Consider the following 20,369-nt stretch of genomic DNA (forward strand, 5'->3'; position numbering starts at 1 on the left):
CATTATTGGCATTGATTGCTCAACTAGCTGATGTAACTCAACTAGCTATTGCTACTCAGCGAAAAGAAATTTAGTGAGCAGATGTTTAGTATCCAACATCCACTCACTTATAACCTTGAGCGAAATTAAGCTAACGTTAATTGTCCTGCATAAAGGACAAACGTTCTTAGCATTAATACGCCCATCAGACTCAATGAAGTAACAGAGAAAATATACACAGTACTATGGCGAACCGATGCTGGTGTCACGGCGTTAAGCAACAAGGGTAAAACCATACCCACACCAATTACGCCATACCAGAACCAACTTGCCCAGAAACCACCGCCAATCGCGTTCCATACTGCCTGCTCACTTTGACCACCAGCAAATATCAACCCAGTGAAGAAAGTAACAAGGACAAACAGTTCAAACATAACAACAGGACGTTCGAAGCCGTGGATCCAAGAAATACTCGCACTATGCGGAGACTCCTTAAAGACCAACACACCAAATAAAATACATGCCGCCGCTCCCGAGGATAAACTCGAGAATAAGAACAATATCGGCAACACTGGGTTATTCAGCATTGGGAAGGTATTTAGCGCAGAGAGTAAGAAGCCAGTGTAAGCCGCAAGTAATAGCGCAAGCACAGCTAAGAATATTTCAAAAACATTCTCAAAAGATTCTAATTTGCCAATCCAGTTACTGACAAAATCGAGTCGCCCTTTTAACCATGCTTGATCACTCAAGAATACGGCAATCTGATTTCGGAATATAATGCCGATCCAAACAAATAGGATCACCATATACACTTGGAATAAGATCACACCCATCGACATCACTGACGTCGGATTATAAAAGATCATGATCTTCCAAAATGATAGTGGTTTCGTCAGGTGGAAAACCAAGATCAATAAACCTGAGATGATCCCGAATGGTGCTAGAAAAGCCGTTGCCTTTAATACACCATTATTCGCTGGATCGTCCTCAATCACCTTTCTCTTAAGGTAAATCGAGATCATCACTGCACCCGCTGACATACCCGCCAAAAACAGATAGATAGCAATGATCCAGTCCCAAACCACGGTACCTGATTGAAACGCTGTATCCCATGCACTCATAATCAAATCTCCCCTTTTTGGTGTGGCACTTTATAGAGTTTTGGCTGAGTACCTAGATAAGCCTTATCTCTGTAAACCACTTCAGATTTAAGTACCTGGTTTATCTCGCTCTTAGGGTCATTTAAGTCGCCAAATATCAGCGCATTGGTAGGGCAAGATTCAACACAAGCAGGTAATTTACCTTGCGCAAGATTGGTATCGCGGCAGAAGTTACATTTATCTGCGGATTTGTTCTCTGGATGGAAAAAGCGCACTTGATATGGACAAGCTAGCAGGCAATAACCACAGCCGACACACTTCTCTTTATGTACATCAACAATTCCTGTCTTCTCATCTTTATAGGCGGCGCCTGTTGGGCAAACCATCACACAAGGTGCATTATCACAATGTTGACAAGAGTTACGAGTGAAACGGTAATCAACATTTGGATATTCACCTTGAGGTTCGCTCTTTATGATTTCTAAGCGCGACACGCCTTCAGGCACTTTGTTTACTTCACGACACGCCTCAGTACAAGCAGTACAGCCAATACAAGCGGTTTCGTCATGAACCATTCCGTAACGCTTGGTGCCATCTTCCTGAACATTAGCCAGCGTTTTGCGGCTTGTAACCGCTGCAGTACCTGCAACACCAGTTGTAAAAATAACGGCACCAGCGCCAGCTAAAAAGTTTCTTCTTGAGCAGCTCATAGATTACTCCTCTTCTTTCTTCTGGTTGAAGTCTGAATGGCAATCCACACACAGCTTGATGGTTTGCTTTTTATCTAAGCCCAACACCTTTGCTTCAGTCGCATGAACATCATGACAGTTTGAACACGTTAAGTTTTGCGCGTGAACATCGTGGGTCCAACTCGCTTCGCGCAGATCATCCGGTTTGTGACAATCTATACATTGGCTATTGGCATCTAAAATTAAGCTAGGGTCTAGGAAAACCTTTTCGGTTCCCGGTTGTGATTGAGCCGCGCGATACTTCACCACTTCAGGTGCACCTTCACGGTGATCGGGGCTAATAGAACTATGACAGTCGGTACAATTTACTTCACGACCAAGTAAAGCGTGTGCACTTTCACCATGTGAACCCAATACCGTTTCTTTTGAATCTTTATGGCACTGAACACACTTGTAGTCTTTGTCACGGATTAATTCGACTTCATGTCTTGTTGATTCCCCTACTGGCGTAACAGCAGGCTCAGCAACAGCATGAATGGAATAACCATAGAGGCAGAATGCTAGAAGGGATTTAAGCATTATGACTATGGCCAATTTAATATTGCCCATTTTATCCTTTCCTTATACCGGCATTATTTAACTCTCAACTAAATAATATTCCGGTTAAACAAAAGTACCCTTAAACGATATTATTACCGTTTAAATGATATCAATTCTTATTTTGGATAAGCCACAACGCTTTCTATAGTTAGAATATACCTCTAATTGAGTAATACGAAATTTCGATAGGTTAATCTGTGAACGCAATCACCCTATTTATATCATGGTCAATTTGGGTAATTGATTGTTATATATGATAATAATTCTCAGTTAAATTCTAATTAATCTAACCATTAATACCACTTTAGGGTTATATAGACTTCAACGTGACTAAGGTCACTGCCATTAATTGATCTGGGACAATCTATATCCAACACGTAACAAAATGTGTTTGTTTATGAATTAATATAAACAGCAATTCTCCAGTTCTTAATTTGAATAGCAAACTCACAACGCTTGGTATAAAAATCAGTATATTGGAGATATCACTGTGAAAAAGCATTGGATACGTAATTCGGTCACAGCACTATTAATGGTTAGCGCGTCATTAGCAAGCGCGACCAGTTTTGCTGCGTCTGAACAAAAAGAAATTGGCGATCCTCGTAACGATCAGTTCGAGCAAAACCACCCAGATCAATATCATTCATGGAGACAAACTTCAGAAAGCGAAACGATTGAAGACGCACTAAAAGAAGATCCAAACATGGTTATCATGTGGGCTGGCTACGGCTTCGCAAAAGATTACAACAAAGCACGTGGTCACTTTTATGCGATTGACGATGTAAGACAAACGCTCCGTACTGGCGGCCCAACGGACGAAAGCTCAGGCCCTATGCCAATGGCGTGTTGGAGTTGTAAAAGCCCAGACGTAGCACGTGTTATCGAAGAGCGTGGTGAAGACGGTTATTTTGAAGGTAAATGGGCACGTCTTGGCAACGAGATTGTGAATCCTATTGGCTGTGCAGATTGTCACGATACCCAAAGCGAAGGCTTTAAAAATGGTGAGCCAGCACTGAAGGTGACACGCCCTTATGTTGAACGTGCATTTGAAGCGATTGGTAAAAAGTTTGATGAGCAAAGCCGTTTAGACCAACAAGCTTCTGTTTGTGCTCAGTGCCACGTGGAATACTACTTCACGGGTCCAACAAAAGGTGTGAAATTCCCTTGGGATAAAGGGACTCGTGTTGAGCAAATGGAAGAGTATTACGATGGAATCGGCTTTAAAGATTGGACGCACAAAGTATCTAAAGCGCCAATGCTGAAAGCACAGCACCCAGGCTTCGAAACATGGCGCGAAGGCATCCACGGTAAGAACAAAGTCGTTTGTGCTGACTGTCATATGCCGAAAGTGACCAAAGAAGATGGCACCGTTTATACCGACCATAAAGTGGGTAACCCATTCGACCGCTTCGAAGATACCTGTGCAAACTGTCACACTCAATCTAAAGAGACCATGCTTAACATCGTTTCAAGCCGTAAAGCGCAAGTGCTGAACATGAAGCTGACTGCTGAGAAACAAATCGTAGCCGCTCACTTTGAAGCTGGCGCAGCATGGGAAGCGGGTGCGACCGAGCAAGAGATGGAACCTATCCTACTGGATATTCGTCATGCTCAATGGCGCTGGGACTACGCTATTGCATCTCATGGTGTTCATATGCACGCCCCTGAAATCGCTCTAGAAGTACTAGGTACTGCCGTTGACCGCGCAGCCGATGCTCGAACTAAGATTGTTCGTCTACTGGCGAAGAAAGGCATCACTGATCCAATCGAGATTCCAGATATTTCGACCAAAGAAGCGGCTCAAAAAGCGCTTGGAATGGACATGGATAAGATGAACGCTGAGAAACAACACTTCTTAGACACGGTTGTTCCTAAATGGGAAGAGCAAGCTGAAAAGCGTGAAGCCAACTACGAATACTAGTTTCTTCAATTAGACCATTAGGTAAAAACCAGTCACACTATTATGGTGTGGCTGGTTTTTTAGGTTTGGGCGCACTCAACCGTCCCAATTTCACATTACCTTTTAGCTAATTCAAGGAACAAAGAATGAAGCACTTACTTTCGCTTTCGGCATTATGCATCGCATTAACAAGTTCAGGACTTCACGCCTCAGAACGAGCAGAAACAGGGTGGGAAATGATTGAGGAAGGTGCGCTGGTCGTTGATGTCAGGACACCAGGAGAGTTCAAGCAAGGTCATCTGGACAATGCGATTAACTACCCTCTTTCTGAAGTCGCTACGCACTTTGCCAACATAGACAAAGCTCAACCTATCGTTTTGTATTGCCGCAGTGGTAACCGCTCAGGACAAGCTTACCAGTATTTGAAAGCTCAAGGGTTTACACAGATCCACAACGCTGGCGGTTTAATTGAGATGCAAGAAAGCAAATAATCTCGAAATTACAGATAGTGCCCGTTTAACGGATCATTTGCTTAGCTTGGTTGATCGAATGGATGATAGAGACACGATCAATGCCTTTCTGGTTAGAATCGAGAATTTGAGTCCAAGCATCGATCGCTTGTTGGTAGCGCATACTGATGAAGTGATCGGTCGCTATCAACATCAATGCCGTACGATCGTTGGGATCAAGCTCCATGGATTGATTTAAGAGCACTTTCACATCATCACTCATCGCCTGTGTACTTAGGTAATACAAGGCGCTCGCTTTAGCTGCATAAAGCCCTGAAGGCGCCTGTGGGTCTAAACGAATCGCATAGTCGTAACAGGTAAATGCAGCATCAAACTCCCCTTTCTGCATATAAACACCACCAAGCTTAAACCAAAGGTCTGATTGATTAGGGTCTTGCTCCAGGCTCTGCTGAAGTTCATTTTGGAAATCTGTTGCTGTATAGCTGCTGTCGTCACTTGAAGTAAGTTGAGGGGCTTCTTGTTTCATCTGAGACCAAACCAGAATGCTGGCTAATATCGCCACACATGAAATAAGGAGGTTGCCTTTAAGATGACTGGTTTTTCTGTTTGATGCGATCACGATTGCCACTAGAAATAGGCTCATTAGCAGCAAAGCAATCAGTAACCAGATATCCATTCCATTCTCCTTTCATTGACGCTTTACTGTACCTTTTTCTCACTAAAACAATATTGATCGAGGTTTAGCTATTGGCTTTTAAACAAGTCACAGCCAAATTCTAGGTAATAAAAAACCGAGCACAATGGCTCGGCTTTTTGTCTCAACTTCTATTTATAGAAGTGAAAGATTACTCAGTGTCTTGCTCGCTATCAGAAGCGTCTGATGCTTGCTCTTCACTTGATTCAGAAACGACTGCTGCTTCAGCGTTTGCTACTTCAGCTTCGCCTTCAACAACCTCAGCTTCTTCTACTTCGTCGATACGTTGTAGACCTACAACGTTCTCGTCGTCAGAAGTACGAATCAGTGTTACACCTTGAGTGTTACGACCAACTTGGCTCACTTCCGCAACGCGAGTACGTACTAGCGTACCTGCGTCGGTGATCATCATCATTTCGTCGCCTTCTTCAACTTGAACAGCGCCAACAACTGGGCCATTACGTTCAGAGACTTTGATAGAAACCACACCTTGCGTTGCACGGCCTTTCGTTGGGTATTCAGCTAGTTCAGTACGCTTACCGTAACCGTTTTGAGTCACAGTTAGGATATCGCCTTCGTTAGAAGGAACAATCAACGATACTACTTGATCGTCTTCTGGAAGCTTCATACCACGAACACCAGAGGCAGTACGGCCCATTGCACGTACTTTGTCCTCGTTAAAGCGAACAACTTTGCCCGATTTAGAGAACAGCATGATGTCGCTATCACCGTTAGTGATGTCAACGCCAATCAGTGAATCGTCGTCACGTAGGTTAACTGCGATTAGGCCGTTAGCACGTACGTTAGCGAATTGATCCAGTGATGTCTTCTTAACTGTACCGTCACCCGTTGCCATGAAGATGAATTTCTCGTTAGAGAACTCAGAAACAGGCAGGATAGCCGTGATACGCTCACCTTCTTCTAGAGGAAGAATGTTAACGATAGGCTTACCACGAGCAGTACGACTTGCTAATGGCAGTTGGTAAACTTTCAGACGGTATGTCTTACCACGAGTAGAGAAACATAGGATGTTATCGTGAGTATTAGCAACAAGCAGACGCTCAATGTAATCCTCATCTTTCATCTTAGTTGCACTCTTACCTTTACCACCACGACGCTGAGCTTCGTAGTCGCTTAGGATTTGGTACTTAACGTAACCTGCGTTAGAAAGCGTTACTACAACGTCTTCTTGAGCAATCAGCTCTTCCATGTCGATGTCATGAACTGCCGCTGTGATTTCTGTACGACGCTCGTCGCCATAGATTTCACGTACTGCTTCAAGTTCTTCACGGATAACTTCCATCAAACGCTCAGTGCTTGCAAGAATGTGCATTAGCTCAGCGATTTCTTCTAGAAGTGCTTTGTACTCGTCTAGAATCTTCTCGTGCTCAAGGCCTGTTAGGCGGTGAAGACGAAGTTCTAGAATTGCTTGTGCTTGTGTTTCCGTTAGGAAGTATTGACCATCGCGGATGCCGTATTGGTCTTCTAACCAATCAGGACGAGCTGCGTCAGTACCTGCACGCTCAAGCATTGAAGCAACGTTACCAAGATCCCAACCACGAGACACTAAACCAACTTTAGCTTCTGCTGGTGTTGGCGCGCTCTTGATCAGTTCAATGATTTCATCAATGTTAGCAAGTGCTAGAGACAATGCTTCAAGGATGTGTGCACGGTCGCGTGCTTTCTTCAATTCGAAAATAGTACGACGAGTCACAACTTCGCGACGGTGGTCTACGAAGCACTTAAGCATGTCTTTGATGTTGAACAACTGTGGTTGACCGTTATTCAACGCAACCATGTTGATACCGAAAGTCGTTTGCAGTTGAGTTTGAGCGTATAGGTTGTTAAGAACCACTTCGCCTACTGCATCACGCTTACATTCAATAACAATACGCATACCATCTTTATCAGACTCGTCACGCAGTGCACTGATGCCTTCTACTTTCTTATCTTTAACCAGTTCAGCAATCTTCTCGATCAAACGAGCTTTGTTTACTTGGTAAGGGATCTCAGTAACGATAATGGTTTCTTTACCATTCTTCTCTACTTCGATATCCGCTTTTGAACGCATGTAAACCTTACCGCGGCCAGTCTTGTAAGCATCTACGATGCCTTTACGACCACTGATAAGTGCTGCTGTTGGGAAGTCAGGACCAGGGATATAGTCCATTAGCTCATCAATAGTGATATCTTCATTATTGATAAATGCTAAACAGCCATCAACAACTTCACCAAGGTTATGTGGTGGGATGTTGGTAGCCATACCTACTGCGATACCAGAAGCACCGTTTACCAATAGGTTAGGAATTTTTGTAGGAAGTACTGCTGGAATTTGTTCTGTACCATCGTAGTTCGGTACGTAATCCACAGTTTCCTTATCAAGGTCAGCCAGGAGCTCGTGAGCAATTTTCGCCATACGAACTTCGGTATAACGCATTGCAGCCGCGGAGTCGCCATCGATAGAACCAAAGTTACCTTGGCCATCAACTAGCATGTAACGCAGTGAGAACGGTTGCGCCATACGAACAATAGTATCGTATACAGCACTATCACCATGTGGGTGGTATTTACCGATTACATCACCTACTACACGAGCAGACTTTTTATATGGTTTGTTCCAATCATTACCTAGTACATTCATCGCGAATAAAACGCGGCGGTGTACAGGTTTTAGGCCATCACGCACATCTGGAAGGGCACGACCAACGATGACGGACATCGCGTAGTCTAGGTATGAACCTCTAAGCTCATCTTCAATATTTACGGGCGTGATCTCTTTCGCTAGATCGCTCATAGAGCCATTTTCCCTCTATAGTCAGATCGTATTTTTGAATACGTATAAGACCGAAAAATATAACACAAATTTACCTACGGAGGCATCACTTTCCCTCTCCTTTTACCATCTTGTGACCCTTGTAGCCAATCAATTGATGAGAAATTGCACCTCCGCATCATATCTTGCTGAAACATGGTCACTTTACATCCAATAAACTAGCAAAATTGTAGATCTTCTGGTCAGAGCGAAAAGGCAAGTTATAATGCCTGCAATTTCATGGATGCATTATTTAACTTGGAAATGCCGATTATGACTAAATCACAGAACGTAGACCCAGCAGAAATCAAAAAATTCGAAGACATGGCGTCGCGCTGGTGGGATCTGGAAGGCGAGTTTAAGCCTCTACATCAAATCAACCCACTGCGCCTAAATTACGTGCTAGAAAAGACCGAAGGTTTATTTGGTAAGAAAGTCCTCGATGTTGGCTGCGGTGGCGGCATTTTGGCTGAAAGCATGGCTGTTGAGGGCGCAGTAGTCACTGGCCTAGATATGGGTAAAGAACCGCTAGAAGTGGCACGTCTTCACGCATTGGAAACTGGCACCAAGCTCGATTACATCCAGAGCACCATCGAAGACCATGCAGAACAGAATCCACAAACTTACGATGTGGTGACATGTATGGAAATGCTAGAGCACGTTCCTGATCCACAATCTGTGATTAGTGCATGTTCAAAATTAGTGAAACCGGGTGGTCACGTGTTCTTCTCTACCTTGAACCGTAACTTCAAATCTTACCTGTTCGCTATTGTTGGTGCAGAAAAGCTACTTAAGATTGTTCCTGAGGGCACTCATGAACACGAGAAGTTCATTCGCCCTGCTGAACTTATCAAGATGGTCGATAACACTCCGCTGCAAGAACTAGGGATTACAGGGCTGCACTACAATCCTCTTACGGACACTTATCGTTTAGGCACAAATGTAGACGTAAACTACATCGTCCACACGCAAAACTTTGGCTAAAAAATATCGGTAGCCCTACCGTAAAACCTTTTGTAAAAAAGACGAATGAAAAGAGTTGCAATTACCATAACTTTGCGACTTTTTTCAGTCTAAATTTCGTGCGCTAGCTTCCATTTTGACCACCTCGATTTAAATTTAATCGCCTAAAATCAATCGCCCATTTTGGCCAAAGATCAAGGAATTTTTTTTTATGGGCGTGCAAAAATAAAGCATCATTAAAAGCCGACTTTTATACAATCAAGTCACATATAACCTCATCAGTTAGTGGTCACTTACAGTTTTTTTTCAATCCACCACTTATCCACAAGCAACCCCATTTCTTTACCTTGAAAAATATCAGTTGTAGCACTATCTTGTAACCCAACAAACAAATGACCCCTATATGTTGTGTTTGAACTACAATGTATGGGTAGACCAAGATCACAAAGCCGAAACGTAATTTACAAAAATTACACAGAAATACACAAAAACACGGCCTTGTTCAGTTTTGTTAGGGAAATTAAGCAGAATGAACCAACAACTTACTGTTACCAAGCGTAACGGGCGCAAAGAAACGATCGATCTAGAGAAGATCCATCGCGTGATTACATGGGCAGCTGAAGGCTTGCACAATGTTTCTGTATCACAAGTAGAATTGAAAGCTCACATTCAGTTTTACGATGGCATCACCACTACTGACATTCATGAAACTATCATCAAGTCAGCAGCGGATTTAATCTCTGAAGAGACTCCTGATTACCAATATCTAGCAGCACGTCTGTCTGTATTCCACCTACGTAAAAAAGCGTACGGCGAATACGAGCCGCCTGCACTGTATGACCACGTTGCAAAACTGGTTGATATGGGTAAATACGATAGCCACCTTATGGAAGACTACACGAAAGCTGAATTCGAAGAGCTTGACGAGTACATCGACCACAAACGTGACTTAGACTTCTCTTACGCAGCGGTTAAGCAGCTCGAAGGTAAATACTTCGTGCAAAACCGTGTAACGAAAGAAATCTACGAGAGTGCTCAGTTCCTTTACATTTTAGTTGCTGCGTGTCTATTCGCTAAATACCCGAAATCGACTCGTCTTGACTACATCAAACGTTTTTACGACGCATCGTCTACGTTTAAGATTTCTCTACCTACACCGATCATGTCTGGTGTACGTACGCCTACTCGTCAATTCAGTTCTTGTGTACTGATCGAGTGTGGTGACAGCCTTGATTCTATCAACGCGACAGCAAGCTCAATTGTTCGTTACGTATCTCAACGTGCTGGTATTGGTATCAACGCAGGTCGTATCCGTGCGCTTGGTTCTGAAATCCGTAATGGTGAAGCGTTCCACACGGGCTGTATCCCTTTCTACAAATACTTCCAAACAGCAGTAAAATGTTGTTCTCAAGGTGGTGTTCGTGGCGGTGCAGCAACGGTATTCTACCCACTATGGCACGGTGAAGTTCAGTCTCTATTAGTACTGAAAAACAACCGCGGCGTTGAAGAGAACCGAGTTCGTCACATGGATTACGGCGTACAGCTGAACAAGCTTATGTACTCTCGCCTAGTTCAGGGTGGCAACATCAGCCTGTTCTCACCTTCAGACGTACCTGGCCTTTACGATGCGTTCTTCGAAAACCAAGACCGTTTTGAAGAGCTATACGTTAAGTACGAAAACGATCCTTCAGTGAAGCGTGAAACGGTTAAAGCCGTTGAGCTTTTCTCTCTGCTAATGCAAGAGCGTGCTTCTACTGGTCGTATCTACATTCAGAACGTTGACCACTGTAATACACACAGCCCGTTTGATTCTGAAGTAGCACCTGTTCGTCAATCGAACCTATGTCTAGAAATCGCGCTTCCTACTAAGCCACTTTCTAACGTAGAAGATGACGAAGGCGAAATTGCACTATGTACGCTTTCAGCATTCAACCTTGGCGCAATCAATGAACTGGACGACCTAGCAGAGCTTTCTGAGCTGGTTGTTCGTGCTCTAGATGCACTGCTTGATTACCAAGACTACCCGCTTCCAGCTGCATACAAGTCGACAATGAACCGTCGTACTTTAGGTGTAGGTGTAATCAACTACGCATACTACCTAGCGAAGAATGGTGTTAAGTACTCTGATGGCAGCGCGAATGGCCTGACTCACCGTACTTTTGAAGCAATTCAATACCACTTGCTAAAAGCATCTGTTGAACTAGCGAAAGAGCAAGGCCGTTGCCCATCTTTCCACGAGACCAACTACGCGAAAGGCCTACTGCCAATCGATACTTACAAAAAAGATATCGACTTAGTATGTGAAGAGCCACTGCACTACGATTGGGATTCTCTACGTGAAGAGATCATGGAGCACGGTCTGCGTAACTCTACGCTAACAGCGCTTATGCCTTCTGAGACATCGTCTCAAATCTCGAACGCGACTAACGGTATCGAGCCACCACGTGGTTACGTATCAGTGAAAGCATCGAAAGACGGCATCCTTAAGCAAGTGGTCCCAGATTTCCTAAATCTTAAAGAGAACTACGAGCTACTTTGGAACATTGGTTCTAACGACGGTTACCTACACCTAGTGGGTATCATGCAAAAATTCGTTGACCAAGCTATCTCTGCAAACACTAACTATGACCCAAGTGTTTACGACAGCGGTAAAGTACCAATGAAGAAGCTGCTTCAAGACCTACTAACAGCGTACAAGTACGGTGTTAAGACGCTTTACTACCATAACACTCGTGATGGTGCTAAAGACGACCAAGGCGATGCAGTTCAAGTGCCGGAAGAAGATTGTGAAGGCGGCGGTTGTAAGATCTAAACCGCAATAAACATTAAGACCCCAGAGAAGAGTTATCTTCTCTGGGTTTAAAGCATTAACAGGGTCCGTTTTATTACGGGTCTTTAAAGGATTTGAGGCATTTATGGCTTACAGTACTTTTTCTCAGCAAAAAAATGACCAACTAAAAGAACCAATGTTCTTGGGTCAGTCGGTAAACGTTGCACGTTACGACCAACAAAAATTCGAAATCTTCGAAAAGCTTATCGAGAAGCAGCTTTCTTTCTTCTGGCGTCCAGAAGAAGTAGACGTGTCTAGCGACCGTATCGACTACAACAAGCTTCCTGAGCATGAAAAGCACATCTTCATCTCTAACTTGAAGTACCAAACGCTTCTAGATTCAATCCAAGGCCGCAGCCCTAACGTTGCCCTACTTCCATTGGTATCTCTACCAGAAGTTGAAACTTGGATTGAAACTTGGTCTTTCTCTGAAACGATTCACTCTCGTTCTTACACGCACATCATCCGTAACATCGTGAATGATCCAGGCGTAGTATTCGACGACATCGTTGAAAATGAAGAGATTCTGAAGCGTGCTAAAGACATCGCTTTCTACTACGACGACCTAATCAAGCTAACGGCTGACTACCACCGCTACGGTGAAGGCAACCACAGCATCAACGGCGAAGACGTCAAGATTTCACTTCACGACCTGAAGAAGAAACTTTACCTATGTCTAATGTCTGTAAACGCACTAGAAGCGATTCGTTTCTACGTAAGTTTCGCATGTTCATTTGCATTCGCTGAGCGTGAGCTAATGGAAGGTAACGCGAAGATCATCAAGCTAATCGCTCGTGATGAAGCCCTTCACCTTACTGGTACACAGCACATGATCAACTTGCTACGCAATGGTCAAGATGATTTTGAATTCATGCAGATCGCTGAAGAGTGTAAGCAAGAGTGTTTCGACCTATTCAAAGAAGCGGCTGAGCAAGAGAAAGAGTGGGCAGAATACCTATTCAAAGATGGGTCTATGATTGGTCTGAACAAAGACATTCTTTGCCAATACGTTGAGTACATTACCAACATCCGTATGCAGGCTGTTGGCCTAGGTACGGCTTACCCAGCAGCAACGTCGAACCCAATTCCATGGATCAACGCTTGGTTGTCTTCAGATAACGTTCAAGTTGCTCCACAAGAAGCAGAAATCAGTTCTTACCTAGTTGGCCAAATCGACAACGAAGTAAAAGCTGACGACTTTGAAGGATTTGAGCTGTAATGCCAACAATCAAAATCAACAAACTGACTTCAATTGAATCTAACCCTTCAAACACTCTGTTGGAAACAATGGAACAAGCTGGGTTAGAGCCAGAATACAACTGCCGAGATGGTCACTGTGGCGCTTGCCGCTGCACGTTGGATTCTGGTGAGGTCGAGTACGTTGGTTTTGCTATGGCTTACACGCAAGGTAATGAGATATTGCCTTGTATCTGTAAAGCAAAGACTGAGCTATCGCTGAGTAACGTTATTCATAGAAACAAGCAAAAACGCGCATAAGCCAGCTGGCTTTAGGTCACTTTGTTCGAATATCGTCAATAAGAATCAAAAAAGGGTCCGCTTCCTTTAGGAATGCGGACCCTTTTCTATTTATGTCTTTAGGTATCTAAAGCGACTCGTCTATCACTCAACCAAATCTTCCTGTTGGCTTGTGTCATACAAAGCCAAACGTTTATTGCTGAGTCAGGTGAAGAGTCACAGAGCCAATATAACAAGCGCTTCGGCACTCTCCACAGCCGTTACACTTATCTTTGTCCACTGTAGGCAACTCTCCTACTTCGATGTGTATTGCACCAGCTGAACACGCCGTTTGGCATGCTGAACAGTCCATTTGCATGTAATTATTGCAGCTATCCGCAAAGCTCGGCTTGAGGTCGATATAAGGCGTGACCGTTGGATGAAGTGCGCCGGTCGGACACACTTCAGTGCATTTGTTACACATAGAACAACTGTTGTAATCCAAATTCAGCAGCGCACTGCCCTCTAGCATCTCAATAACGCTATTTGGACACGATTGTTCACACAATCCACAACCGTCGCAAAGACGCTCAAACAGCACCTCATCGACCGCTCTTGGCGGTCTTGCATGCAAGCGCTGTGATATCTCTTCATAATTCGCGGCTGCTTTAACCGGTTTAGAAAGTCGAGTTAAGAAACCGCGTCTATTTGAATTTATTTGTTCAGACATTAGTCGATATATAACTTTTTAGTAGCAACGTTTAAATTATATTCAGATATTAAGTACTTAAACCAATCTATTACATCAACCGATAGCTTTTTATAAAAAGATAACTCTGATGCTTTATTTAGTTTTTCTAAATAAACAGAGGACCAAGTTAATAAGTGACCTTCGAGCAATTCACCAGCTGAATTTAAATTGTTATTTTCTAACAAATACGCATGAGCGAATAACATTAAACCAAATTGATCTTCCGGCTCTCTTAACCCCGTATCTAATTCAATCTGATTCAATTCTAAAAACTGACGATACTCTACAGTAGAAGCGCCGAACACAACGCGGTCTTTATCTAGGTACACAGAACCCCAAGGCGGAGCTGGCATGTCTCCAACGCCTTCAAACAGACGGCTGAACTCTGCTGAGAGCGCATCTTCGTCTTCACTTATCAATGCCTGCAAGCATTCTTCCGAGAGCACTTCGCTCTCAACCAAAGCTTCGACAATGGTGATTAACTGTTCTTTACTTGTCGCTTGATAAAATAGCGAACCCAATAATTTATGCGTATCGATAATCATTATTATTTATACCGTTATAGGTTTAAAGATAATTATATTAATTAACTCATTTCATTCTTTGATCTATTTTATACATTCAATTCATAAACTTTAAATTCCACACTTATTTGATGCCAATCAATCAATAATTCGAAATAAATACATAAAGAACAAACTACCTATAAAGTGCTAGCTATCAATAGCAAAAGGCATCTTAGAATGACGAATAAGAAAGAATCTGGGGTAATGAATCTTACTCGAAGAGGCTTCATGAAAGCTTCCTCTGCAGTAGGTAGTGCAGCTGCACTTGCGGGCGGTATTGCATTACCTTTCAAATCCAAACCAGTAGCGGCTGCAGTTGCTGAAAATGTGGATGAGAAAATCGTATGGAGTGCATGTACAGTAAACTGTGGCTCTCGCTGCCCACTGCGTATGCATGTACAAAACGGTGAAATCAAATACGTAGAAACAGACAACACAGGCACTGACGAATACGGTCATCACCAAGTTCGTGCGTGTCTACGTGGTCGCTCGATGCGCCGCCGTGTTTATAACCCAGATCGCCTAAAGTACCCAATGAAACGTGTGGGTAAACGTGGTGAAGGTAAGTTTAAGCGTATTAGCTGGGAAGAGGCTTATGATGAAGTCGCTGGCACCATGCAACGCCTTATCAAAGACTACGGTAACGACACTATCTACCTAAACTACGGTACAGGTACGCTGGGCGGCACGGTTACTAAATCTTGGCCACCAGCTCAAACGCTGATTGCTCGTCTAATGAACCTAAGTGGTGGTTACTTAAACCATTACGGTGACTACTCAACAGCGCAAATCACGAAAGGCTTGAGCTACACCTACGGCGGTTGGGCAAACAACAACTCTTTCTCTGATTTAGAGAACACTAAACTTAACATTCAGTTTGGTAACAACCCTGCTGAGACGCGTATGTCTGGTGGCGGCCAGATCCACCACTACGTTGAAAGCAAAAACAAATCAAACGCAAGAACGATCATCATCGACCCTCGCTACACCGATACTGCCGGTGGCCGTGAAGATCAATGGATCCCAATTCGTCCTTCTACAGATGCGGCATTGGTAGCGGGTCTTGCACACGTGATGATCACTGAAGACCTTGTCGACCAACCGTTCCTAGACAAATACTGTGTCGGTTACGATGAGAAGACCCTTCCTGCATCAGCGCCTAAAAACAGCGACTACAAATCTTACATCCTAGGTTTAGGTGAAGATGGCGTAGAGAAGACACCAGAATGGGCTTCTAAGATCACGGGTATTCCAGTTGACACCATCGTTAAGCTTGGCCGTGAAATGGGCACAGCGAAACCATGTGCGATTCACCAAGGTTGGGGCTTACAACGCACTGCGAACGGTGAACTAGCGTGTCGTGCAATCGCGATGCTGTCACTGCTCACTGGTTCTGTGGGCGTATCAGGCGGTTCAACAGGCGCTCGTGAAAGCGACATCAACATTCCATTTGTGCGCTTCCCTACCGTGCCAAACCCAGTTGAAACGTCTATTTCAATGTTCATGTGGACAGACGCGATTTACCGTCACCATGAAATGACCGACATCACTGATGGTGTTCGCGGTGCAGAGCGCCTTAAGAACCCAATCAAGATGATCTGGAACTACGCAGGTAACTGCATCATTAACCAACACTCAGACATCAACAAGACTCACGCGATTCTTCAAGATGAAAGTGCGTGTGAAATGATTGTCGTGGTTGATAACCATATGACGTCTTCAGCGAAGTACGCCGATATCATCCTGCCAGACTTAACAACGTCTGAGCAAGACGACTGGTGTATGGACGGTAAAGCGGCGAACATGCCTTACTTCATCTACGCGCAGAAAGCGATTGAGCCTCAGTTTGAAGCAAAATCTATCTACGAGATGTGTACTCAGCTTGCGAAACGAATGGGCGTAGAAAAAGAGTTCACCGAAGGCCGTACTCAAGAGCAATGGATTGAGCACCTTTACGCAGAAACTCGTAAGAACGATCCAACACTGCCAACCTTCGAAGAGATGAAAGAGCTGGGTATCTACAAACGTAGCTACGACCACCACTACATCGCTTATGAAGATTTCCGTAAAGATCCTGAAGCGAACCCACTGACCACACCAAGTGGCAAGATCGAGATCTACTCAGAGCAACTGGCTGATATCGCGAAGACTTGGAAGCTGAAAGAAGACGAAGTGATTCACCCACTTCCGATTTACGCGGACTCTTTCGAAGGTCATAACGACCCACTAGCAGAGAAGTACCCACTTCAGCTAACCGGTTTCCACTACAAGGCTCGTACTCACTCGACTTACGGCAACGTTGCAGAAATCAAAGCAGCAGCACCGCAAGAGTTGTGGATCAACCCAATCGATGCAAAAGAACGTGGTATTGATAGCGGCGACATGGTGAGTATTTTCAACGACCGTGGCGAAGTTCATATTCCAGCGAAAGTGACACCTAGGATTCTTCCTCGAGTTGTCGCACTAGGCGAAGGTGCATGGTACGCACCAGATGGTCAGAAGATCGACCATGCAGGCTCTATCAACGTGCTGACGACTCAGCGCCCGAGCCCACTTGCTAAGGGTAACCCTCAGCATACAAACCTAGTTCAAATCAAAGCGCTAAAGAAAGCATAAGGTAGGTTGGAATGAAACAATACGGCTTTTACATTGATTCAAGTAAATGCACGGGTTGTAAAACCTGTCAGCTTGCTTGTAAAGATTATAACGATCTAGACATCAAAACGAACTACCGTCGCGTATACGAATATGCCGGTGGTGGCTTCACTCAAGATGGTGATACCTGGGTTCAGAAAGATGTCTTTTCTTACTACCTATCTATCGCTTGTAACCACTGTACTAACCCAGCGTGTGTGAAAGTGTGTCCTTCGGGCGCAATGCACAAACGTGATGAAGACGGTTTGGTTGTGGTTGATGAGAGCGTATGTATTGGTTGTCAGCACTGTAGCAATGCGTGTCCTTACGGCGCACCACAATACAATGCTAAGAAAGGTCATATGACGAAATGCGATGGTTGTTACCAACGTGTTTCTGAAGGCAAACAGCCTATCTGTGTTGAGTCTTGCCCACTTCGTGCATTGGAGTTTGGTGAAATCAATACACTTCGTGAGAAGTACGGCTCTGGTGCGGATGTGGCTCCACTGCCATCTTCAACAGAAACGCTACCAAACATCGTGATTAAGCTGAACAAAAACGCGAAGCCGACTGGCGATACCAGCGGTCACCTAGCAAACCCGAAGGAGGTGTAAGATGATTTTTCATGAGTGGTCTTTAATCTTCTTTACGGTGCTGGCGCAAACTGCGGTTGGTGGTTACTTACTGATTGGCGCACGTGCACTGGTACTTGGTCATGACGAAGAGAAGCTGAACAGCTACAAGGTTCCAATGTTTATCCTATGGGTACTGATGGGTCTTGGCTTCATGTTCTCGACAACGCACCTTGGCTCTCCACTGCGCGCGTTTAACGCTTTTAATCAGCTAGGTTCGGCTTGGTTGTCTAACGAAGTGTTCTTCGGTGCGGCATTCTTCGCTGTCGGTGGCCTGCAATGGTTACTGTCGGTAGTCAAGAAAGGTGGCGTTGCTATCCAGAAAGCACTGATGGTTGGCGCGATGGTACTGGGTGTTATCTTCATGTACGCGATGATCAACGTATACATGATCAACACAGTACCGACGTGGGACAACATCTACACACCACTGAGCTTCATCATGACGATGGTTGTGGGTGGCTTGCTGTTATCTCAGTTCGTGATTGTATTCGCAAACGACAGTCGCTTTACGGTTGACCGTAACATCACCATGTTGGCTGTTATCGCTGTTGCTATCAGCTTGCTTGTGACAGTAGGAAAACTGAACCTAATCGGAGACATCCAAACTTCAGCGGCAAAAGCGTCTGAGTTAGTCGATGGTTTAGGTAGCTATGTGATTCTTCAAGTGGCACTGCTAATGGCAAGCTTGTTGATTTGGATTCTACCTATGCTGAACAAAGCAAAAGTGAACCCAGTTAACCTTGGCTTAGCACTAGTATTGTTCTTGGCTTCAGAGTTAATCGGCCGTGGTTTGTTCTACAGCCTACATATGACAAGCGGTTTGTAATCGAGTTCTTATAGACATGAGTTGCGTGTAAACATCGCTGCTTGTTTGGTTATCTAGAAGGCTAGATAAACAAAAGGCCCAACACCTATTTAGATGTTGGGCCTTTTTATTTCGTTTTTTCTAGCGTTTTTAATACAGACTTAGCGAGTTCGCTTACATCGTTAGCTTACATAGCTACTTAATGATAGCCGCTGGAATAAACATGTCTTTTAATCGCTTAACCGAAGAATAAGTACCAAACATCGGTTTGTTATCTAAATGCCTTCTCAGCATATCGGCGGCAACGGTCTTAATCACGTTGCGTTGGTCTTCACGCGAGTACTGACGATAAAACTCAAGTACCTGCCCCCACTCGCCTGCTTCAGTCGACAATGCAACGCTGAATGTGTTGCCTTCCAGCTTACCAGTCACCAAAGCCAATTCAGTTCCGCACTTATCTCTTGTTGCTCCAGCCAGCGCAAAGGTCGCGGCTAATGGATCGCTCTTTTCAAGTTCGCTCTCTTTTGGCTCAGCCATCACCCATGAGTGTCCGAAGCAATCTTCTATCTGCTCATTCAATTGCAGCCACGCTGACAGTGAACCTTTGGTCGACACTTCAGACACAGATAACGTCTTCTTTTTTTCCGCCATGATGTGTCCAATATGGTCAATCATCGGCTCATCAACACTAACGACATTACTCTCTAGCAGCTTGTAAACCATCTGCAGAAGCTTAACGCGAGTTTCTAAGTCTGCCTTAGGACCAAACAGTTTGACCTCAATGAACGGCAGATAAGAGCGATAACCAAGTTCATAACCTTCTGGCAGCTTTAGTTGATCCAAAACATCAGAGATACCGGACTCAGACAAACCAAACGTAAACAGTCGACTGCATTCAGAGGCAACCACTTGAGGGTAGGTACACGACAAGTCAGGAAGAATCTCAAACGTCACCATGCGCTTGAATTCACTTGGTACACCCGGCGTGAAATAGAAAGTCGCATCGTTAATTTTCAGTTTGAAGCCACAAGCCGTCCCTACAGGGTTATCGACAATCTCTGAACTCGCAGGTAACAAAGCTTGTTTAAGGTTGCTGTCTGGCATTGGCATGCCACGTCCAGAGAACATCTCTTCCATACGAGCAAGCCATTCAGGGAACATGACGAGTTTCTGCTCGGAAGCAGCTGCAGCGGCGGCAGCACTCATATCATCGGTTGTCGGGCCTAAACCACCATTAACGATAACCACATCATAGTTAAAGCTCAGCATCAGCAGTTCTTCAACAAGAGCATTCATTTGATCACCCACAGTTGAGCGCTTAGCAAGCGCAAAACCATGCTGATAAAACTCAGCAGACATCCAAGCTGCGTTTGTATCTACAATGTCTCCATGAAGAACTTCTTCACCTGTGCTTAACATTGCGATTTTCGTCATATTTCTATCCCTTGTTGTCATAAAAAGACACTGCATTATTTACAAACTGGTC

General features: G+C 44.3%; 17 protein-coding genes. 9 read left to right on the plus strand and 8 right to left on the minus strand.

Going from position 1 to position 20,369, the window contains the following annotated elements; translation table 11 throughout:
- Positions 1 to 125: 125 nt before the first annotated feature.
- The 3 genes from nrfD to nrfB are packed head-to-tail and all read right to left on the minus strand — an operon-like array spanning position 126 to position 2,377.
- Positions 126 to 1,100, minus strand: coding sequence for a cytochrome c nitrite reductase subunit NrfD (gene nrfD / locus F0229_RS00110; RefSeq protein ID WP_017063561.1), 975 nt, complete (start codon positions 1,098 to 1,100; stop codon positions 126 to 128).
- A gap of 2 nt (positions 1,101 to 1,102) precedes the next feature.
- Positions 1,103 to 1,789 (minus strand): cytochrome c nitrite reductase Fe-S protein, encoded by a 687-nt coding sequence (gene nrfC, locus F0229_RS00115; RefSeq protein WP_017072498.1) that lies wholly within the window; start codon positions 1,787 to 1,789, stop codon positions 1,103 to 1,105.
- Between the two features lie 3 nt (positions 1,790 to 1,792).
- Positions 1,793 to 2,377, minus strand: coding sequence for a cytochrome c nitrite reductase pentaheme subunit (nrfB, locus tag F0229_RS00120; RefSeq protein ID WP_017101427.1), 585 nt, complete (start codon positions 2,375 to 2,377; stop codon positions 1,793 to 1,795).
- A 481-nt stretch (positions 2,378 to 2,858) separates the two neighbouring features.
- On the opposite strand from nrfB, the gene nrfA reads away from it, so the two are divergent.
- Together nrfA and F0229_RS00130 are read left to right on the plus strand one after the other, a co-directional pair.
- Positions 2,859 to 4,289 carry an ammonia-forming nitrite reductase cytochrome c552 subunit gene (gene nrfA / locus F0229_RS00125; protein ID WP_171732014.1) on the plus strand — a complete coding sequence of 477 codons (1,431 nt, stop codon included), beginning with the start codon at positions 2,859 to 2,861 and terminating at the stop codon, positions 4,287 to 4,289.
- Positions 4,290 to 4,414: 125 nt separating this feature from the next.
- Positions 4,415 to 4,759, plus strand: coding sequence for a rhodanese-like domain-containing protein (locus F0229_RS00130; protein WP_171732015.1), 345 nt, complete (start codon positions 4,415 to 4,417; stop codon positions 4,757 to 4,759).
- A 25-nt stretch (positions 4,760 to 4,784) separates the two neighbouring features.
- Here F0229_RS00130 and F0229_RS00135 read toward each other — a convergent pair whose 3' ends face one another.
- Positions 4,785 to 5,414: a tetratricopeptide repeat protein gene (locus tag F0229_RS00135; protein ID WP_171732016.1), complete on the minus strand. Its 630-nt coding sequence runs from the start codon at positions 5,412 to 5,414 to the stop codon at positions 4,785 to 4,787.
- 169 nt (positions 5,415 to 5,583) lie between these two features.
- Complete coding sequence (gene gyrA / locus F0229_RS00140; RefSeq protein WP_017072500.1) at positions 5,584 to 8,226, minus strand: DNA topoisomerase (ATP-hydrolyzing) subunit A; 2,643 nt, start codon at positions 8,224 to 8,226, stop codon at positions 5,584 to 5,586.
- Between the two features lie 258 nt (positions 8,227 to 8,484).
- On the opposite strand from gyrA, the gene ubiG reads away from it, so the two are divergent.
- The 4 genes from ubiG to yfaE all read left to right on the plus strand — a co-directional run bounded on the left by ubiG (position 8,485) and on the right by yfaE (position 13,534).
- Positions 8,485 to 9,228 carry a bifunctional 2-polyprenyl-6-hydroxyphenol methylase/3-demethylubiquinol 3-O-methyltransferase UbiG gene (gene ubiG, locus F0229_RS00145; protein WP_017063556.1) on the plus strand — a complete coding sequence of 248 codons (744 nt, stop codon included), beginning with the start codon at positions 8,485 to 8,487 and terminating at the stop codon, positions 9,226 to 9,228.
- A 508-nt stretch (positions 9,229 to 9,736) separates the two neighbouring features.
- Entirely contained in the window at positions 9,737 to 12,019 is a 2,283-nt protein-coding gene (gene nrdA / locus F0229_RS00150; RefSeq protein WP_017060992.1) for a class 1a ribonucleoside-diphosphate reductase subunit alpha, read from the plus strand.
- 103 nt (positions 12,020 to 12,122) lie between these two features.
- Complete coding sequence (nrdB, locus tag F0229_RS00155) at positions 12,123 to 13,256, plus strand: class Ia ribonucleoside-diphosphate reductase subunit beta (RefSeq protein WP_017063554.1); 1,134 nt, start codon at positions 12,123 to 12,125, stop codon at positions 13,254 to 13,256.
- Entirely contained in the window at positions 13,256 to 13,534 is a 279-nt protein-coding gene (gene yfaE, locus F0229_RS00160) for a class I ribonucleotide reductase maintenance protein YfaE (RefSeq protein WP_010438115.1), read from the plus strand. The genes nrdB and yfaE overlap by 1 nt, the downstream gene beginning before the upstream one ends.
- A gap of 172 nt (positions 13,535 to 13,706) precedes the next feature.
- On the opposite strand, the gene napF is transcribed toward yfaE, so the two are convergent.
- Positions 13,707 to 14,222 (minus strand): ferredoxin-type protein NapF, encoded by a 516-nt coding sequence (napF, locus tag F0229_RS00165; protein WP_171732017.1) that lies wholly within the window; start codon positions 14,220 to 14,222, stop codon positions 13,707 to 13,709.
- Complete coding sequence (locus F0229_RS00170; RefSeq protein WP_171732018.1) at positions 14,222 to 14,788, minus strand: molecular chaperone; 567 nt, start codon at positions 14,786 to 14,788, stop codon at positions 14,222 to 14,224. Before F0229_RS00170 ends, napF begins: the two co-directional genes overlap by 1 nt.
- Positions 14,789 to 14,986: 198 nt before the next feature.
- Between F0229_RS00170 and F0229_RS00175 the strand changes: the two genes are divergently transcribed.
- Genes F0229_RS00175 through F0229_RS00185 form a run of 3 tightly spaced genes read left to right on the plus strand, consistent with a single transcriptional unit; the run spans position 14,987 to position 18,904 of the window.
- Positions 14,987 to 17,425: a DmsA/YnfE/YnfF family dimethyl sulfoxide reductase gene (locus F0229_RS00175; RefSeq protein ID WP_017069171.1), complete on the plus strand. Its 2,439-nt coding sequence runs from the start codon at positions 14,987 to 14,989 to the stop codon at positions 17,423 to 17,425.
- Positions 17,426 to 17,436: 11 nt separating this feature from the next.
- The gene (locus F0229_RS00180) at positions 17,437 to 18,057 is read left to right on the plus strand and encodes a DMSO/selenate family reductase complex B subunit (RefSeq protein ID WP_004733360.1); all 621 of its coding nucleotides are present in this window, start codon (positions 17,437 to 17,439) and stop codon (positions 18,055 to 18,057) included.
- Between the two features lies 1 nt (position 18,058).
- Entirely contained in the window at positions 18,059 to 18,904 is an 846-nt protein-coding gene (locus F0229_RS00185; protein ID WP_017060997.1) for a DmsC/YnfH family molybdoenzyme membrane anchor subunit, read from the plus strand.
- A gap of 174 nt (positions 18,905 to 19,078) precedes the next feature.
- Here the strand turns inward: F0229_RS00185 and F0229_RS00190 are convergent, their stop codons facing one another.
- Positions 19,079 to 20,317, minus strand: coding sequence for a CinA family nicotinamide mononucleotide deamidase-related protein (locus F0229_RS00190; RefSeq protein WP_017069172.1), 1,239 nt, complete (start codon positions 20,315 to 20,317; stop codon positions 19,079 to 19,081).
- Positions 20,318 to 20,369: the final 52 nt, after the last annotated feature.

It is taken from the genome of Vibrio sp. AIC-3 (genome assembly GCF_013114515.1).
GTDB classification, from domain to species: Bacteria; Pseudomonadota; Gammaproteobacteria; order Enterobacterales; family Vibrionaceae; genus Vibrio; species Vibrio crassostreae_C.

Bases quoted from the DNA above. Each gene is read 5' to 3' on its own strand.
- nrfD (WP_017063561.1), bottom strand. From the start codon at position 1,100: ATGAGTGCATGGGATACAGCGTTTCAATCAGGTACCGTGGTTTGGGAC.
- yfaE (WP_010438115.1), top strand. From the start codon at position 13,256: ATGCCAACAATCAAAATCAACAAACTGACTTCAATTGAATCTAACCCT.
- F0229_RS00180 (WP_004733360.1), top strand. From the start codon at position 17,437: ATGAAACAATACGGCTTTTACATTGATTCAAGTAAATGCACGGGTTGT.
- gyrA (WP_017072500.1), bottom strand. From the start codon at position 8,226: ATGAGCGATCTAGCGAAAGAGATCACGCCCGTAAATATTGAAGATGAG.
- F0229_RS00175 (WP_017069171.1), top strand. From the start codon at position 14,987: ATGACGAATAAGAAAGAATCTGGGGTAATGAATCTTACTCGAAGAGGC.
- F0229_RS00130 (WP_171732015.1), top strand. From the start codon at position 4,415: ATGAAGCACTTACTTTCGCTTTCGGCATTATGCATCGCATTAACAAGT.
- F0229_RS00135 (WP_171732016.1), bottom strand. From the start codon at position 5,414: ATGGATATCTGGTTACTGATTGCTTTGCTGCTAATGAGCCTATTTCTA.
- nrfB (WP_017101427.1), bottom strand. From the start codon at position 2,377: ATGGGCAATATTAAATTGGCCATAGTCATAATGCTTAAATCCCTTCTA.
- F0229_RS00170 (WP_171732018.1), bottom strand. From the start codon at position 14,788: ATGATTATCGATACGCATAAATTATTGGGTTCGCTATTTTATCAAGCG.
- napF (WP_171732017.1), bottom strand. From the start codon at position 14,222: ATGTCTGAACAAATAAATTCAAATAGACGCGGTTTCTTAACTCGACTT.
- ubiG (WP_017063556.1), top strand. From the start codon at position 8,485: ATGGATGCATTATTTAACTTGGAAATGCCGATTATGACTAAATCACAG.
- F0229_RS00190 (WP_017069172.1), bottom strand. From the start codon at position 20,317: ATGACGAAAATCGCAATGTTAAGCACAGGTGAAGAAGTTCTTCATGGA.
- nrfC (WP_017072498.1), bottom strand. From the start codon at position 1,789: ATGAGCTGCTCAAGAAGAAACTTTTTAGCTGGCGCTGGTGCCGTTATT.
- nrdA (WP_017060992.1), top strand. From the start codon at position 9,737: ATGAACCAACAACTTACTGTTACCAAGCGTAACGGGCGCAAAGAAACG.
- F0229_RS00185 (WP_017060997.1), top strand. From the start codon at position 18,059: ATGATTTTTCATGAGTGGTCTTTAATCTTCTTTACGGTGCTGGCGCAA.
- nrdB (WP_017063554.1), top strand. From the start codon at position 12,123: ATGGCTTACAGTACTTTTTCTCAGCAAAAAAATGACCAACTAAAAGAA.